Annotated in this window: 19 protein-coding genes and 1 rRNA gene; 7 read left to right on the forward strand and 13 right to left on the reverse strand. The window is 39.9% G+C overall.

Annotated features, from left to right (window positions below):
• Positions 1-86 precede the first annotated feature (86 nt).
• From DV63_RS13185 to DV63_RS13205, 5 genes are all read left to right on the forward strand, one after another.
• Positions 87-401 carry a thioredoxin family protein gene (locus DV63_RS13185; RefSeq protein WP_001293257.1) on the forward strand — a complete coding sequence of 105 codons (315 nt, stop codon included), beginning with the start codon at positions 87-89 and terminating at the stop codon, positions 399-401.
• 353 nt (positions 402-754) lie between these two features.
• Positions 755-1387: a penicillin-binding protein activator LpoB gene (lpoB, locus tag DV63_RS13190; protein WP_000243401.1), complete on the forward strand. Its 633-nt coding sequence runs from the start codon at positions 755-757 to the stop codon at positions 1385-1387.
• A gap of 23 nt (positions 1388-1410) precedes the next feature.
• Entirely contained in the window at positions 1411-1938 is a 528-nt protein-coding gene (locus DV63_RS13195) for an LPP20 family lipoprotein (protein ID WP_000795968.1), read from the forward strand.
• Positions 1939-1945: 7 nt separating this feature from the next.
• Entirely contained in the window at positions 1946-2287 is a 342-nt protein-coding gene (locus tag DV63_RS13200) for a hypothetical protein (RefSeq protein WP_000824749.1), read from the forward strand.
• A 9-nt stretch (positions 2288-2296) separates the two neighbouring features.
• Entirely contained in the window at positions 2297-3208 is a 912-nt protein-coding gene (locus DV63_RS13205; protein WP_000720398.1) for an LPP20 family lipoprotein, read from the forward strand.
• Positions 3209-4027: 819 nt separating this feature from the next.
• Here the strand turns inward: DV63_RS13205 and DV63_RS13210 are convergent.
• The 13 genes from DV63_RS13210 to DV63_RS13270 form a co-directional block, all read right to left on the reverse strand.
• Complete coding sequence (locus tag DV63_RS13210; protein ID WP_000915458.1) at positions 4028-6268, reverse strand: outer membrane beta-barrel protein; 2241 nt, start codon at positions 6266-6268, stop codon at positions 4028-4030.
• A gap of 203 nt (positions 6269-6471) precedes the next feature.
• Positions 6472-7824, reverse strand: coding sequence for a tRNA uridine-5-carboxymethylaminomethyl(34) synthesis GTPase MnmE (gene mnmE / locus DV63_RS13215; RefSeq protein ID WP_017179808.1), 1353 nt, complete (start codon positions 7822-7824; stop codon positions 6472-6474).
• Positions 7817-8611, reverse strand: a complete 795-nt coding sequence (locus DV63_RS13220) for a Jag N-terminal domain-containing protein (protein WP_001178828.1) — start codon at positions 8609-8611, stop codon at positions 7817-7819. The genes mnmE and DV63_RS13220 overlap by 8 nt, the downstream gene beginning before the upstream one ends.
• Positions 8611-10251 (reverse strand): membrane protein insertase YidC, encoded by a 1641-nt coding sequence (gene yidC / locus DV63_RS13225; protein ID WP_000360246.1) that lies wholly within the window; start codon positions 10249-10251, stop codon positions 8611-8613. The genes DV63_RS13220 and yidC overlap by 1 nt, the downstream gene beginning before the upstream one ends.
• Positions 10252-10256: 5 nt before the next feature.
• Entirely contained in the window at positions 10257-10610 is a 354-nt protein-coding gene (gene yidD, locus DV63_RS13230; protein WP_001245490.1) for a membrane protein insertion efficiency factor YidD, read from the reverse strand.
• Complete coding sequence (gene rnpA, locus DV63_RS13235) at positions 10597-11082, reverse strand: ribonuclease P protein component (RefSeq protein WP_001112487.1); 486 nt, start codon at positions 11080-11082, stop codon at positions 10597-10599. The genes yidD and rnpA overlap by 14 nt, the downstream gene beginning before the upstream one ends.
• Positions 11042-11176, reverse strand: a complete 135-nt coding sequence (gene rpmH / locus DV63_RS13240) for a 50S ribosomal protein L34 (RefSeq protein ID WP_001847286.1) — start codon at positions 11174-11176, stop codon at positions 11042-11044. Before rpmH ends, rnpA begins: the two co-directional genes overlap by 41 nt.
• Before the next feature lie 71 nt (positions 11177-11247).
• The gene (locus tag DV63_RS13245) at positions 11248-11649 is read right to left on the reverse strand and encodes an ExbD/TolR family protein (RefSeq protein WP_000755086.1); all 402 of its coding nucleotides are present in this window, start codon (positions 11647-11649) and stop codon (positions 11248-11250) included.
• A gap of 10 nt (positions 11650-11659) precedes the next feature.
• Entirely contained in the window at positions 11660-12112 is a 453-nt protein-coding gene (gene exbB, locus DV63_RS13250) for a TonB-system energizer ExbB (protein WP_000661837.1), read from the reverse strand.
• 2 nt (positions 12113-12114) lie between these two features.
• Positions 12115-12573: an SsrA-binding protein gene (smpB, locus tag DV63_RS13255; protein ID WP_000766480.1), complete on the reverse strand. Its 459-nt coding sequence runs from the start codon at positions 12571-12573 to the stop codon at positions 12115-12117.
• On the reverse strand, positions 12570-13373 hold the full coding sequence (locus DV63_RS13260; RefSeq protein ID WP_000542965.1) for a 4-(cytidine 5'-diphospho)-2-C-methyl-D-erythritol kinase: 804 nt from the start codon (positions 13371-13373) through the stop codon (positions 12570-12572). Before DV63_RS13260 ends, smpB begins: the two co-directional genes overlap by 4 nt.
• A complete protein-coding gene (locus tag DV63_RS13265) occupies positions 13373-13603 on the reverse strand; it encodes a carbon storage regulator (protein ID WP_000906439.1) in 231 nt (76 codons plus the stop codon). The genes DV63_RS13260 and DV63_RS13265 overlap by 1 nt, the downstream gene beginning before the upstream one ends.
• Before the next feature lie 18 nt (positions 13604-13621).
• Positions 13622-14110, reverse strand: coding sequence for a peptidylprolyl isomerase (locus tag DV63_RS13270; RefSeq protein ID WP_017179809.1), 489 nt, complete (start codon positions 14108-14110; stop codon positions 13622-13624).
• Positions 14111-14233: 123 nt separating this feature from the next.
• Between DV63_RS13270 and DV63_RS13275 the strand changes: the two genes are divergently transcribed.
• Positions 14234-15013: a hypothetical protein gene (locus tag DV63_RS13275; RefSeq protein WP_000896347.1), complete on the forward strand. Its 780-nt coding sequence runs from the start codon at positions 14234-14236 to the stop codon at positions 15011-15013.
• A 488-nt stretch (positions 15014-15501) separates the two neighbouring features.
• A 16S ribosomal RNA gene (locus tag DV63_RS13280) occupies positions 15502-17005 on the forward strand.
• Positions 17006-17148 lie beyond the last annotated feature (143 nt).

Raw genomic sequence — 17148 nt, forward strand, 5'->3', positions numbered from 1 at the left:
GGCTAATGCGGCTAATGTTAAAGGGGATTAGCTTACGAGTTATGCTATACTTCAAAGTTGGGGGAAATTAAAAAATAAGGATTATCATGTCAGAAATGATTAACGGGAAGAATTACGCAGAGAAAATCGCTCATCAAGCGGTGGTGGTTAATGTTGGGGCGAGCTGGTGCCCAGATTGCAGGAAGATTGAGCCGATTATAGAAAATTTAGCCAAAACTTACCAAGGCAAGGTGGAATTTTTTAAGGTTTCTTTTGATGAGAGCCAAGATCTAAAAGAGAGCTTAGGCATCCGCAAGATCCCCACTTTGATTTTTTACAAAAACGGGAAAGAAGTGGGTGAAAGGCTTGTAGAGCCTGGATCTTCAAAGCCGATTGAAGACGCGATTAAAACGCTTTTATAAAGAGCGTTAAAGAGTCTTAAAATAAGAACTTGTAGAAATCTTTTTTAGCCCCTTTTTTGATAGGGGGGCTAACTTCAAATAGCTTTTATCTTTCTTTATCTCAAAAAATCGTTTTTTATCGTTTTTAAATAAGCATGTTTGTTAAAAAAGTTTCTTTAATTAAGCTAAAAATGAGCGAATTTGTGGTATTAATGCTCGCAGTGTAGAATTTGTAGGGCTAGAACTTGTAAAATGTGAAAAAAAAGATGCATAAAATGCTAAAATCCGCAAAAACACTGTGTGTTTATATTAGAAGTTTAAAATTAGGAACGGAAGTATCTGTTTTAAATTTTGAATAGGGAGTTTCTATCACTATGGTATTGAAAACAAAATTAAAAATTATAAGCTCGGTGATTTTGAGCACTTTATTGTGGGTGGGTTGCTCAAGCGAAATGGCAACTTATCAAAATGTGAATGATGCCACTAAAAATACGACTGCAAGCATTAATAGCACGGATTTATTGCTAACCGCTAACGCGATGCTAGATTCCATGTTTAGCGACCCTAATTTTGAGCAACTCAAGGGCAAGCATTTGATTGAAGTCTCAGATGTGATTAACGACACCACGCAACCCAATTTGGATATGAATCTTCTCACGACTGAAATCGCGCGGCAGTTGCGGTTGCGATCTAACGGGAGGTTCAATATCACAAGGGCGAGCGGAGGGAGTGGCATTGCAGCGGATAGCAGAATGGTGAAACAGCGCGAAAAAGAACGAGAGAGCGAAGAGTATAATCAAGACACCACTGTAGAAAAAGGCACTTTAAAAGCCGCTGATTTATCTTTAAGTGGTAAAGTATCTAGTATCGCAGCCTCTATTAGTAGTTCTAGGCAGCGTTTAGACTATGACTTCACCCTAAGCCTTACTAACAGGAAAACGGGTGAAGAGGTATGGAGTGATGTTAAGCCTATTGTGAAAAATGCTAGCAATAAGCGTATGTTTTAAATTTATATTTGAAAGGATGAACAATGAAAAATCAAGTTAAAAAAATTTTAGGGATGAGTGTGATAGCAGCGATGGTGATCGTAGGTTGCAGCCATGCCCCAAAATCAGGTATCAGTAAAAGCAATAAGGCATACAAAGAAGCGACTAAAGGCGCTCCTGATTGGGTAGTAGGGGATTTGGAAAAAGTGGCGAAGTATGAAAAATATTCAGGGGTCTTTTTAGGAAGGGCTGAGGATTTGATCACTAATAATGATGTGGATTATTCTACGAATCAGGCTACAGCGAAGGCCAGGGCTAATTTAGCGGCGAATCTAAAATCCACTTTACAAAAAGATTTGGAAAATGAAAAAACCAGAACGGTAGACGCTTCTGGTAAAAGGTCCATCAGCGGCACTGATACTGAAAAAATTTCTCAATTGGTGGATAAGGAATTGATCGCTTCTAAAATGCTTGCCCGCTATGTCGGTAAAGATAGGGTTTTTGTTTTAGTGGGCTTGGATAAGCAAATTGTGGATAAAGTGCGCGAAGAGTTAGGCATGGTTAAAAAGTAGGGTTTTGATGAAACGCCTTGCTATCGCGCTTGCTTTAGTGTTGGGAGTTGCATGGGGGAAATCCTTGCCTAAGTGGGCAAAAGATTGCTCAAAAGAAGTGCAGATTGAAAAGACCCAAACCAAAGACGAAAAAATTTTAGTGTGTGGGATGAGCGATATATTGCTTTCAGATATGGATTATAGCTTGTCCTCAGCCAGACAAAACGCCTTAGAGAAAGTGATGGAAGCTTTCAAGGGGGATAAAATAGAGATTAAGGCTAGTGAGCTAAAGGCCACTTTTATTGATACGGATAAAGTTTATGTGCTTCTAAAGATCACTAAGAAGCATGTCGCTTTAACGAATGAGTAAGGATTAATAATGAAAAAGATTATTCTTGCATGCCTTATGGCTTTTGTGGGTGCCAATTTGAGCGCAGAGCCTAAGTGGTATAGCAAGGCCTATAACAAAACAAACACCCAAAAAGGCTATCTTTATGGGAGTGGTTCAGCCACTTCTAAAGAGGCTTCTAAACAAAAAGCGTTAGCGGATTTAGTGGCGTCTATTAGCGTGGTGGTTAATTCCCAAATCCATATCCAAAAAAGTCGTGTGGATAATAAGTTAAAATCCAGTGATTCGCAAACGATTAACTTAAAGACCGATGACTTGGAATTGAATAATGTAGAGATTGTCAATCAAGAAGCGCAAAAAGGGATCTACTACACCAGAGTAAGGATTAATCAAAACTTGTTTTTGCAGGGTTTAAGGGATAAGTATAACGCTCTTTATGGGCAGTTTTCCACCTTAATGCCTAAGGTTTGCAAAGGGGTTTTTTTACAGCAATCTAAAAGCATGGGGGATTTATTGGCTAAGGCGATGCCTATAGAAAGGATTTTAAAGGCGTATTCTGTCCCGGTGGGTTCGTTAGAAAATTATGAAAAAATCTATTATCAAAACGCTTTCAAACCTAAAGTGCAAATCACTTTTGATAACAACAGCAATACAGAGATTAAAGCCGCTCTCACAAGCGCTTATGCCAGAGTGCTAACCCCTAGCGATGAAGACAAACTCTATCAAATCAAAAATGAAGTTTTCACAGACAGCGCTAATGGCACCACACGCATTAGAGTGGTTGTTAACGCGAGCGATTGTCAAGGCACGCCTGTATTGAACAGAAGCCTTGAAGTGGATGAAAAGAATAAGAATTTTGCTATCACGCGCTTACAATCTTTGCTTTATAAAGAATTGAAAGATTATGCCAATAAAGAAGGGCAGGGCAATACGGGGCTATAAGCAAGGTATTAATCTTGCTTTATGCTTATTCATTCAGTTTTGTAGCGTTATTATTTGTTTGGCGTGGCGTTTTCGCACCTATTAAAATAACCCTCTAAAGGTTTGTGGCTTTTGTTCTTGCCAAATAAACTAAAACATCATTCAATACTCTTTATCCCACAAACTCCTCTAAAACCACACCCGCTAAAAACTAAAATTAACAAAAACTAAAATCTTTTTAAAACCACCCAAGCAGAAATCTCAAACATCTTTGTAGTATAATACCCCCATACATTTGTATCTAGCGTAGGAAGTGCACAAAGTTACGCCTTTATAGATATGATGTGTGAGACCTGTAGGGAATGCGTTGGAGATCAAACTCTGTAAAATCCCTATGATTAGGGGCACAGAGTGAGAACCAAACTTTCCCCCAACATCAGTCTAGGAAGCCCAATCGCTTTAGCGTTTGGGTGTTTCACGAGCCTACACAAGCGAGATTGTTTGAAAAAACCAAATGACTTTGGGCTTTCAAATCCCTCTAAGCTAGGGTCTATCTTTTTGCCCCACAAACTAACAAACTTTTTTAAAAACTAACGCAATTTTAAACCAAACGACCGCTTAAAAAGGGGCGTTTGAATACGAAAAAAGGAGAACAAAAACATGAGAAAAACAAATGAGATAGAAAAAAGCTCCAACGAGATTAGAGAAATCGCGCAAGCGGATACGAGAATAAAAAGAGCGAACTCCCACACCCACACATAAAACAAGGTTAAAACCGCCTACAAGAGAGCCTAAAAAGAGCGTTTTAGAGCTAGAGTTAAAGAATATTTTTAACCCCCTCTAAAATATCCACCCGTAATTAAAAAACACTTTAAAATGGCTGCCCCCTTCATTCAGGGTGATAGAATTGGTGGTTGTGCCATCGCTAGAAACGACCCTAGATTTCAACTGGGCTAAAGGAACGCTAATGCCTACAGAATATTTAGAATGCTTGTAGCGGTAATTCAACCCACCGGTCACATTTAAATTACCGCTCCCTTTGTATTGGTTCAACAAATAATAGCTATTGTATAAGCCCCTTAACCCCCCAAACACCCCAAGAGATGAAGTGAAAACTTTCTTGGTCAGATTGTTTTTAGGGTTCTTTTCGTTAGTGTAATTGGTGATAAAATCAAATAACACATCCATTCCCACGCCATAGCTTAATTGTTGGATTTTTTCGTTATTGGCTTGAGCGTAGTTGTATTTGATGATGCCATAAGAAGACAACCCTAGGTAATCATTAAAGTATTTTTGATAGCCCATTTTAAGATTGACGCCTAATAGGGGGGCTCTAAAGGGCCGTGAGGTTTTTGAAGCGCGATAGGTAGTGGCGCTAGATTTAGTAGATGAAAGGCTTTGGCTGATAGCGCTAAGCATAGTGGTCGCAAAATCTTGCGTGTTCAAACTAGCGTTTAAATAGTTGGTTTGGCTGCTCAAATTAGTGTAATCCACCGGTAGGGCGTTTTGATCAATGAGTTGCTGCCACACCGCGCTGGTAACGCCTATAAGCCCGGCGGGGACTTGGGAGCAATCAGTATAGATGGAATTGGGGTAACTGCTAGGGAAAGCGGGCTGACCTTGGCCGCCAAAACGAGAGCACACATCATAAGTAGAGCCATCGGTATCTCGCACTTCGTGCCCGTTGTCAAACACTTGCACTTCTTGTCCATTCACTTGCTCTATTTTCCCGCCCTTACAGCGCTCTTCTGGCCCACTGCCTTCTTCACACATGCGCACCCTTTGATAAGTCATGTTCCCATTATGCGTATAGCCTAAAGTGTGCCCGTATTCATGGATAATGTCTCTTAATTGCATGATGGCGACTTTATTCAATTCTTTGCCAAACAGTATTTCAGGATCTAAGAAAGGAGACAATATCCCTAAAGCGCCATAATTGGTGCCATCATCGCCTGGGCCATTCGGGCCGCCATATTGAGACCCTAACCCCAAATCCCCTCCTCTTGTGGGCAAGAGATTCACATAAATATTATTAGCGACTCTATAGCTATAGATAACATCTTGCGGCGTTAATATCACTGAGCCTGTTTGCCCGTTTTCTATATTGTATTCATCTCCAGCGTTTTTAGCGATCAATTTAGGATCCACAAGCCCATCGTTGTAAGGATTTATGCATGTAAGGTAATCAGAATAACATGGTGCTGAGAGGTTGTTGTCGCTAAACTGGAAAGGAGCGTTTTTAACCGCATCTTCCCAAGATTTAGAATCAAACACCGCCATCATATTCAGCATTAAATTGGTCAAATTTTTAGCGTCTTGAGAGGTGAAAGGCGGCACTTTAGCCACACAATTTTCTTGATTTTCGTATGGAGGGCATGGGGGTTTAGAACCAGTGCCGTTACCGCTAGAAAATTGGTTGTAATTGATATAAGTCATTTGAAGATTGGTCGTAACCTTACTGAGCTTATCAAACAGATTTTGCGTGCTGGCATCAGAAAATTTTGTGGTGGCGGTTTGGAGTTGTTGGAAGCCATCAGCGTTAAGCTGCGGATCGTTAAACAAGCTTGCGGGCAGAATGATTTGAGATTGTTTAGGGATAGTTTCTATCACGCCCAAACTGACTACATTGCCTTGATTGTCTGTGTAACTCAGCTCAATATTGTTTAAATTATAAGGCAAGAAGTTTTGTATCATAATCAAGCTATTATCACCATAGCCTGCTTCTTCAGCGCTTTCTTGGTTATAAGCGGTTACATACACAGGGGTTTGAGAATAAAAGGTTAAGTTGGTGATATTGTCCTCTGCAAACAACTCAGTCGCGTTCTTTAAAATGGTGCTTTGGGAGATGTAGTATTTCCCATAGGTGCTTTGAGGGGTAATGGGTTTGGGCTTTGGTTTGGGTTTGGGTTTTTCTTGAGTTGTGGCTATGGTTTGTTCTTGGGTTTGTGTGCCTTGCAATAGCCCAGTTTCAAACCCGGCTTCTATAAAAAAGCCGTCTTTTTGGTGCTTTTGGTAGGCTTCTAAAGCGGTGAATGATCCGATTAGGGACAAACAAATCGTTTGGCTAGCGAGTTTTAACATAAAATCTCCTTAATGGTCTTTTTTAACATTTTTACTCAAAAGTAGTTTATAGTATGTATATATTTTAAACTAGCTTATTTTACCCCTTTTTGAAAAATGGCAGTATTGTTTTTTGTGAATATGGATATTAAACGGCGCTAATGGGTAAAAAGTCTTAAAAAGTAGCGCTAAAAAGGGGTTTTTAATCCATTCTTTAAGCGGTTTCATTTGCCTAAGCAAAATTCGCTGAACATGCTGTCTAGCATTTGGCTGGTTTCATAAGGGCGGGTGAGCAAGTTCAAGTTTTCTATCGCACTTAAAAGATGATAAGAAAAAAGCTCTAAAGTTTCTGAATGGTTTTGAGCGTTTTGCAATTCAAAAATGGCGTTTTCTAGGGCGGTTTTTTGGGCTATGGAAGTGAGTAAAAGCTTGTTTTGAGTGTCTAGTTTGGGGAAAAAGGCGCTGATTTTTTGGCTCAAATCTTTCAAACAAGCCTTGGAATTTAGGGTGTTAGTTTCTAGTAAAGAATAAGGGATTTTAAGAGAAGATTTTAAGATTTCAAGCTCCAGTTTAGGGGCTAAATCGTTTTTATTCAAGACAACAATGCAAGGCTTTTTAGCGCGATTAAGGGTGTCAATAAGGTTAAAATCTTCTTTTTCTAGAGGTTTAGAAAGATCGAACACGCCTAAAATAATGTCGCAATTTTCTAAACTTTTAAGGCTTTTTTCAACCCCTAAGCGTTCTATTTCATCCGCGCTCTCTCTAATGCCAGCGGTATCAATCAAGCGCACCTTATGCCCTTTTAGTTCAATGACTTCTTCTATAGTGTCTCTTGTTGTGCCTTTAATATCGCTCACTAAAGCCCTTTCTTCTAAAAGCATGGCGTTTAATAAAGAACTTTTGCCAGCATTGGGTTTGCCAACAATGCTTAAGGCATGCCCTTTATTCCTTTGTTTTTGCGCATTAGAAAAATCCAGTAAGTCTTTAAAAGAGGCGATTTGTTTTTCTAAGTTAAGAGACACTTCATTTAAAAAATCGCTAGGAATGTCTTCTTCGCTATAGTCAATCAAAACTTCTGATCTGGCCAAAAGCTTTAAAAGATCGTTCCTAGCCTCTTCAATAAAAATTTTTAACTCGCCTTTAAGCTGCCTGGCTAGAGCGTTTAAAACGCTTTCATCTTCGCAAAGGATGAGTTGAACGCTCGCTTCAATTTCGCTCAAATCCATTTTATGGTTTAAAAAGGCTTTTTTGCTAAATTCCCCCGCTTTAGCAAGCCTAGCCCCTAAATTCAAACAAGTTTGAAGGATATTTTGCGCTAAAAGGGGGCTTCCATGGCATTGGATTTCGCACACGTCTTCACCGGTGAAACTATAAGGGGCTTTGAAATAAATCGCTAACGCTTTGTCTAATAAAACGCCATTAGAAAAAATATCGCGCACATAAGCGTATCTGGGGGTGAAGTCTTGTTTTTGGGTGAGTTGTTTGAGAATGTTTAGAGCGTTATTGCCGCTGATTTTAATAATGCTAATCGCTCCCTTGCCTAAAGGGGTAGCGATAGCGGCGATGGTGTCATTCATTGTTAAAGTCGTTGATGACGATGTATTTTTCATCGTTTAAATTGGTTTTGATGGAAACGTATTTGTTAGGGAACGCTTTTCGTAATTTCTTTAAAGCGATATAGGTCAAAACGCCATCAGGGGCTTTCATCTGCCCCTTACCCACTTCATGCACGGTCATGATTGTGCTTTGGAGTTGCGCTTCCATAACTTTTTCTTGGTTTTGTAAAAAGGTGGAGATTTCTAAGCGGATATTATAGCCATAAGCAGGGTGGATCCAATTAAAGAGCAAGTAAGAAAGGGCTTTGTAACGATAGCCTTTTTCGCCAATTAAAAGAGCGGAATCTTCGCCATCAATATCAATCAATAAAACCCCCGGTTCATAAAGACTCACCTCCACTTTGTTGATTTTATAAGGCAAATGGGAGAATAAGTCTTTCAATTCTTGTTTAATCTCATGGAGTTTGTCTTCATTGTGAGATTCTTCTTTAAGGTTTTTTTTAGGGGGTTTAGGGGTAATTGTTTCTTCTTGCGGTGTTTTTGTTTCTAATTTTTGTTTTTTTTCTTCTGCGCTTTGATGGATTTCTTTCGTGTGGGTTTCTTTAACGCTCTCTTCTTTAACCGCTTTGACGCTTTCTTTAACGCTCGCTAAAATAATGGCTTCTTTTTTACCTATATTTAAAAAACCTTTAGAGGGCGTTTGAATGACTTCATATTGCAAATTAATAATGGGGCAATTCAAGGCGATAGAAGCTTGAATGAGGGCTTCTTCTAAGGTTTTGGCTTTGATTTCAATAAAATTTTGCATCAACTTTCCTTTTTGTTTTGCGCGTGCGCATGTTTTTTATTCTCTAAAACTTTATTAATGATGAGTTGTTGCAACACCGAAAGGATGTTGTTCGTGGTCCAATACAAGACTAACCCTGCAGGGAAAGTGATTAAAAAGATTGTGAATAATAGGGGTAAGAGTTTAAAAATCTTCGCTTGCATGGGATCGGTCATGGTGTTTGGCGTAACGCTTTGGTGCCAATACATAGACGCTCCCATAAGAAGCGGTAAAATAAAATACGGGTCCATGATAGATAAATCATGAATCCATAAGATCCACTCTGAGCTTTTCAATTCCACAGCGTTATAAAGCACTCTATAAATCGCAAAAAACACCGGGATTTGTAAGATTAAGGGCAGACAACCCCCTAGCGGGTTGGCCCCATGTTTTTTGTAAAGCTGCATCATATGGGCTTGCAACTTTTGGGGTTCGCCCTTGTATTTTTCTTGGAGCTCTTTCATTTTAGGGGTTAATTCCTTGAGCTTTTGCATGCTCACCATGCCCTTATAGCTTAAGGGGTAAAGGATTAGGCGCACGATAATCGTTAAAAGAATGATAGCCCAACCCCAATTGCCCACAAATTGATACAAATAATCCAGTAAAACAAACACGCCTTTAGCAAAGAAAGTGATTAAGCCATACTCTATCACATCAGTGAGCATGGGTGAAATCGCTTTCAAAGAGCGGTAATCTTTAGGGCCAATATAACCATGCAAATTCGCTTCATTTTTAAAAGAAATGAACCCTAAGGGGTTTTTAGTGCCGATTTCTGAATCGATTAAGGCTTCAAAACCTTGAGGATTTTCAGTGAAAAGCAAGGTGGTGAAATACCTATCCACGCTGGATAAAAAGAGGGTGTTAGAAAAGCGTTTGATCTCTTTAGCGTCTTTATCTTCAATTTTTTCAATTTTTTTGTCGTTATTTTCTAAAAGCACGCCTGAAAAGGTGTAGCTGTCCAAATCAGCCACCGGCCTGTAACCATTGGTGATCACATAGCTAGGGATAATATTATTAGACGATTTGAAGGCGATTTTTAAATCATAATGCAAATCATCATAAAAAGTCAGGGTTTTAATGATGGTAAGAGCGCCTAAATCTTGGGTTAAAACAAGCTGTTCATTAGGCCCAAGAGTGGTTTTTGAAGCGCTATAAGGGGTGTTGAACGCTTTGTTATTGAGCGTGGGGTCTAAAAAACGCACTTCTAAAGGTTTGAGTTTATCGGCTGCTAAAAGGGGGAGTTCTTTTAGGGGGGTTTGCGGGTTAGCTTTGGGGTTAAAAAGATGGCCCACATGCTCTAAAAAGCCCTTTTCTTTAGGAGTTAGATACTTTTTATCCTTGAGATAAACCTGTTTGATACGCCCTAAAGAATCAATTTCAATTCTAGCATGCTCAAAAGAAATCGTGCTTAATAAATTCTCTTGGGGGATTGTTTGGGTAACGCTAAAAGCGTTGGGCGTGTTAGGACTTGTTGCTGTGTGGTTGTTGGTTGTTTCTTGCTTTGTGGTTTGGGTTGTTGTTTTGTTTGGTTTTTGGAAAAAATAGCTATAAAGAGTGATAAACAAGAAAGACAGAGCGATCGCTAAAATCAAGCGGGTATTGGTGTTGTTGTTTTTATCCATTGTGATTAAACCTTAATGATGTAGTAAGTTGCGTGGCTTTTTGCAGGAATGAGCCAAAAAGTAATGGTTTTAAAATTGCGGTTAAAATCTTTATGAGATTGGAGCAAACTAGGGCGTTTCAAGCGAGTAGTGGGGTAAGCAATGCCTCCAGAGCAAAAAGGGTTGCATGAGAGTATCCTTATAGCGATTTTGCCCATAGCGCTCAAAGGGTTTTCAAAATAAAGCAACCACAGAGCGTAGTTGGAGCAAGTGGGGTAAAACCGACAGCTTGAAAAGGTGAAAGCCGAAAAAAAGCGTTGGTAACCCCTAATTGATGCCGTAAAAATCGCGCTCAAAAAAGGCGTTTTATTGTTTCGCATAGGTATGAGTCATTCCTTTTTTCAAGCCTTTTAAGGCTTTGTTCATATAGTTTTTAATGGAAGTTAGCATTTCTAAAAAATGTTTTTCTAAAGCCCAAAAATCTAAATGGTAACAATCGCTTCTAGGCACAAACACCAAAGCAAGCCCTTGACAAAGCGCAGCATGCTTTAAGGTGAGCGAACGCAAACGGCGTTTGATAAGGTTTCGTTTCACGGCGTTGCCGACTTTTTTGGACACGCTTAAACCTAATAAATAAAGTGCTTTTTTGTCTTTAAGCCTACAAGAGAGCGGATCTTTAAAGCCCTCTTTTTCCTTTGGTGGCTCTTTTGATACATCCAAAACAAAGAGCGAAAAAAAAGGGTTGTGTTTTTTGAAGCCCTTTTGATAAACCCTATCAAACTCACTCTTGTTTTTTAAAGAGTCATAGGGTTTAGACGGAAAGCTTTTTTCTGCCCTTAGCTCGTCTGGCATTAATCACCTTGCGCCCGTTTTTGGTTTTCATTCTCACAAGAAAGCCATGGGTTCGCTTTCTTGGTGTGTTGTGTGGTTGGTAAGTGCGTTTCATTTAAAACTCCCTTGATAAAAATTAAACATAAACACAGATTTTAGCTAAAGAATGCTAAAAATTGACTAAAACTAATTTTTTTGATTCTTTTTATCTTCAACAAGAATGTAAAGCTGCTTCAGATTATTCGTTTGTAACAAATCCACGACTTTGATAAAGTTATCCAAATTGCTTTTTTTATCGCCTTGCAAGACAATAGGGGTGTCTTTAGCCAAAGTGGAAACCTTGTGTTTTAAATTTTCAAAGCTGATTTCTTTATCGTCTAAATAGAAAGAGCCTTTATTAGAAATGGAGATCGTAACTTGTTTTTTGTCCAACACATCTTTAGAATCAGTGCTGTCTTTATCCACTTGGGGAATGCTAATAGGAAGCTTTGAAGTTTGCACAAAAGACGCTGTTGTAAGCACGATCACTAGCAACACAAGCATGATGTCAATGAAAGGCACCACATTCATGGATTCTACTTTTTTCACCGCTCAATCCTTAGGCTTTGTTATAAATCTCATGGGATTGCGTGTCGACCGGGTGGTGGAAAATATCCCATTTAGTGACTAAAATCTCGCTTTTTCTCACGAGCAAGTTATAGATCACAATCGCAGGGATCGCTACCAATAACCCCATGCCAGTCGCTTTTAAAGCAAGGGCTAAATTAGTCATGATCGCTTTAGTGTCAATGCCAGAAGCGGATCCTAAATCCATAAAAGTGAGCATGATCCCCATAACCGTTCCTAAAAGGCCAATATAAGGGGCGTTAGAGCCAATCGTGGCCACTAAAGTCAGTCGTTTGTGTAGGGCTAATTCTAATTTACGCCTGTCTGTGTAGTCATCTACACGAAGAGTGGCAAAAAACCACAACCTTTCTATTGCGATCGCTATAACGATGACTGATAAAAAGATCAAAAACCCTATAATCCCATAATCTACCATTTCTTTCATTATTATCCTTTAAAGTGGTGTTTTAAATCAGCAAGAATTTCTTTATTGAGTGCTTTTTCTTTGAGACTTTGTCTTTTGTCGTGCAATCTTTTTCCTTTCACTAAAGCAATTTGGATTTTAGCTCTATTTCTTTGGTTAAAATACAATTTCAATCCTACGATACTCAAGCGTTCCTTAGACGCTTCAATCTGCCATTTCAATAATTGCTTTTTGTGTAAAAGCAACTTACGCTCTCGCCTTTCATTGGGCTTGTAATACGCATGGATTGTATCTAAATATGATATATGAACACCAAATAAAAAAGCTTCTCCTTTGATTATTTTAACAAAATTATCTTTTAAATTCACCCGAGTTTGCCTCAAAGCCTTCACTTCAGAGCCTAAAAGCGCTAATCCCGCTTCTAAAGTTTCCAAAATTTCATAATCAAAATAGGCTTTTTTATTGCTGGCAATGAGTTTCATTCGCCCCCTTTTTGCGCAGGCTTTAACCTAAAAAACGCGCTCCCGCTCCCGCTAAAAAACCACTCCTTGCCTAATTCGCTTTCTATATCTCTTAAGGCTTGGTTAGTGAGTAAAGCCGGTTTTAAAAGATCGTTTAATTTGTTCCTGTCGCAAGTCTTTAGGCATTCTAAACTCGGTTTTTTAAGCCACTCTTTAGCTTGAGAAAAACAAGTTTCAGGCTTATAAGCTTGATAAACGGCTTTGGTGCTGCAAAAAACATGATTTGGCGCATAGATTTCTAGGCGGTTTTCTAAAGGCTCTTCTTCAAAATTTTCAATGACTTCGCCATAAGAAGTGGCGTTAGCGCTTTTGTATTGCGAGATGAAAAAATTGGTGTCCGTGCCCACTAAAGATCCCAAGCTATAAAGCTCTTCTAAACTCAAACGCCAGTCAAAAATCTGATTCAGATGATACAATAACCCCCCAGCATCAGCACTCCCACCGCCTAATCCGGCTTGAGTGGGGATGTTTTTTTCCACTTCAATCGCTAGGGTGTCTAGGGATTTGATGACAGAATGAGAGAAATTTTTTGATTTTAAAAAATTTTTTAAAATTTGGAGGGCTTTAAAGAGCGAGTTTTCTTCTAAAGGGCAATCAAAATCCCCTTTGAGTGAAAAGGAAAGCGCGCTTTTGACGCTGATAATATCCTTTAGCTTATCTTTGACCAAACACATGCGAGAAATGAGCTTATGGTAAGCCCCTTCTTTGTGGAGGATTTTTAAAAAAATATTGACTTTAGGATAAACTTCAAAAGCATGCATCAAGGCTTAATGACCTTTTTGATGTTCTCTAACAAGCTTTCATCTACGCACACAGAAGCTTTTTGGTTTTCGCTCACAATGGCCTCTTTGAGTTCAGTGCGCAAAATAAGGGTGCTTTCAGGCGCTTCAAACCCCAAACGCACACTCCCTCTATCTATAGAAATGACTTTAATGTGGATGTTATCATCAATGATAATCCCCTCATTAACTTTGCGGCTGAGTATGAGCATGTTTAATTTCTTGTTCCTTTATAGAGAAGAGCTAAACACAACGCTCTCTATAATATCGCCTTGTTTGATTTTATCCAAGACATTAAGGCTTTCTGCGTTTTTGATTTTGCCAAACACGGTGTGCTCGCCATCTAAATGGGGCAAATCCACAAAACACAAGAAAAATTGACTCCCTCCTGTGTCTTTTCCGGCATGTGCCATAGAGAGTGAGCCTCTTTTGTGCTTGTTGGGGTTATGGGCCACTTCGCATTTAATGCGGTGTCCTGGCCCGCCTGTGCCTGTGCCATAAGGGCAACCTCCTTGAGCCACAAAGCCTGCGATCACACGATGGAAATTAAGCCCATCATAAAAACCCTCTTTAGCCAGAGCTACAAAGTTACTCACCGCTTGGGGTGCGTCTTTGTAAAAAAGCTCTAGAGCGATATTGCCTTTATTGGTTTTGATCGTGGCGTAAGCGGTTTTTGCAAGCTCTTCTTCTTTAATTTCATAAGTTTTAATTGGATCCATCATAAACCTTTGCGGTAAGCTTTTGTCATTCAAACGATCTATTATAGCAACAAATTAAAACAAATGGTATTTTAGCCGATAGTGTCGTAGGATACTTTTGAAATTTAAGCGGTAAGTTTGATAATGGCGTTTTGGCATAAAAGATTAGCGGTTGGTTGTTGTATCGTTTTATTTTCATGCATGATGAACGCTAATAACATTCAAATCGTTAGAGACGATCCGCCCCTTGATCCAACACTCCCTGCATGGGTTTATTCTGTTGCGTTATTGAAAGTGTATTTTAGCGATGGGACTTATAAAGAAGGCTATGCGACTTTGCTAGAAAACGGGCGTTATATCGCTTCTTCTGAAACGCTTTATTCTAATGGCTTGTATCCTAAAACGATTTTAGCCAAAATGCAAGACAGCAGCGCTAAAGAGCTGATTTGTATAGCCAGCTTGCGCCTTGAAGCGATGGATAGGAATCAAGGGCTTTCGCTTTTAAAAACCGCCGATTTTAGAGACGATTATTGCCATAAAAGAGAAGAGAGCTATTATCATGCAAGGATTTACACAAAATACGCTCAAACTTTTCATTCAAATCCTTATACCAATCAAAAAACACCCAATTCTGATCTCTACTACCCGGCATTGAATGAGGAGAATTCTTTTTCTATACAGACAACGGACATTTCTGTGGCTGAACTTTTGAAATCTAAAAAGTTTCTTTCGCTTGATGCTTCTTTTAAAAAGGGGAGCGTGTTGTGGGGAGGGAGGCCTTATTTTAGCGAAGTGGGGGAGTTTATGGGAATGGCTAGCAGCACTTTAGAAAACCACGAAAGTTTGGTGATTATCCCTAAAGAAAAGATCGTGCGATTTTTAAGTGCTCTAAAATTTCAAAATATTTTCCCAAACATTCCCTAGATTTAAGCAAACCTTAAGCTTTGTATGACTATACTTTCATTTCCTTGTTTCAGCAAGGGCTTTTAAAAGCCGCTTGATACCTTACAAGGATAGCTGATTAAAGCAAACGATCTTTGAAAACTAAGCAAATTGATAGAAGTTCTTTTTAAAGGGATATTCTAAAATGATTTTAAGGATGACTTATTATAAAGAGTGAGGGTTTCAATCGCTTTCATTCTATTATGAGAAATTCTTATCCAACGAGTGCTGTTCAATAATCATTGATTGTATGATGATGATTGATGGTTAATTGGCATGAGAGTATTTACTAGGTTAGCGTTTAGCTAAACCTTTTTAAAAAGTTTCTTTCTGTTTTGTTGTTGTAATACTTAAGAACACAACCCGTTTTATTCAATAATCAAATAAAACGAGTTCTTGTGATACGCTAAAGCTGTTGTTAAGAATAACAACAGCCTATCAAAAAACAAAAGAGCTTTAGGACAAACACTTTTATGGAGAGTTTGATCCTGGCTCAGAGTGAACGCTGGCGGCGTGCCTAATACATGCAAGTCGAACGATGAAGCTTCTAGCTTGCTAGAATGCTGATTAGTGGCGCACGGGTGAGTAACGCATAGGTCATGTGCCTCTTAGTTTGGGATAGCCATTGGAAACGATGATTAATACCAGATACTCCCTACGGGGGAAAGATTTATCGCTAAGAGATCAGCCTATGTCCTATCAGCTTGTTGGTAAGGTAATGGCTTACCAAGGCTATGACGGGTATCCGGCCTGAGAGGGTGAACGGACACACTGGAACTGAGACACGGTCCAGACTCCTACGGGAGGCAGCAGTAGGGAATATTGCTCAATGGGGGAAACCCTGAAGCAGCAACGCTGCGTGGAGGATGAAGGTTTTAGGATTGTAAACTCCTTTTGTTAGAGAAGATAATGACGGTATCTAACGAATAAGCACCGGCTAACTCCGTGCCAGCAGCCGCGGTAATACGGAGGGTGCAAGCGTTACTCGGAATCACTGGGCGTAAAGAGCGCGTAGGCGGGATAGTCAGTCAGGTGTGAAATCCTATGGCTTAACCATAGAACTGCATTTGAAACTACTATTCTAGAGTGTGGGAGAGGTAGGTGGAATTCTTGGTGTAGGGGTAAAATCCGTAGAGATCAAGAGGAATACTCATTGCGAAGGCGACCTGCTGGAACATTACTGACGCTGATTGCGCGAAAGCGTGGGGAGCAAACAGGATTAGATACCCTGGTAGTCCACGCCCTAAACGATGGATGCTAGTTGTTGGAGGGCTTAGTCTCTCCAGTAATGCAGCTAACGCATTAAGCATCCCGCCTGGGGAGTACGGTCGCAAGATTAAAACTCAAAGGAATAGACGGGGACCCGCACAAGCGGTGGAGCATGTGGTTTAATTCGAAGATACACGAAGAACCTTACCTAGGCTTGACATTGAGAGAATCCGCTAGAAATAGTGGAGTGTCTGGCTTGCCAGACCTTGAAAACAGGTGCTGCACGGCTGTCGTCAGCTCGTGTCGTGAGATGTTGGGTTAAGTCCCGCAACGAGCGCAACCCCCTTTCTTAGTTGCTAACAGGTCATGCTGAGAACTCTAAGGATACTGCCTCCGTAAGGAGGAGGAAGGTGGGGACGACGTCAAGTCATCATGGCCCTTACGCCTAGGGCTACACACGTGCTACAATGGGGTGCACAAAGAGAAGCAATACTGCGAAGTGGAGCCAATCTTCAAAACACCTCTCAGTTCGGATTGTAGGCTGCAACTCGCCTGCATGAAGCTGGAATCGCTAGTAATCGCAAATCAGCCATGTTGCGGTGAATACGTTCCCGGGTCTTGTACTCACCGCCCGTCACACCATGGGAGTTGTGTTTGCCTTAAGTCAGGATGCTAAATTGGCTACTGCCCACGGCACACACAGCGACTGGGGTGAAGTCGTAACAAGGTAACCGTAGGTGAACCTGCGGTTGGATCACCTCCTTTCTAGAGAAAAGCTTTTAATATTCGCTTATTAAAAGCCCAAGAGTATTACCTGACAAAAGAACTTCTTTTGCTTAGTTTTGAAGGATTGGGCTTATTCTTTCTTTTGTCTTATTTGTTATCTCTTTTATTTTTATTGGTTTTTA

The sequence above is a fragment of the Helicobacter pylori FD535 genome (assembly GCF_000296015.2).
Classification (GTDB): domain Bacteria; phylum Campylobacterota; class Campylobacteria; order Campylobacterales; family Helicobacteraceae; genus Helicobacter; species Helicobacter pylori_CT.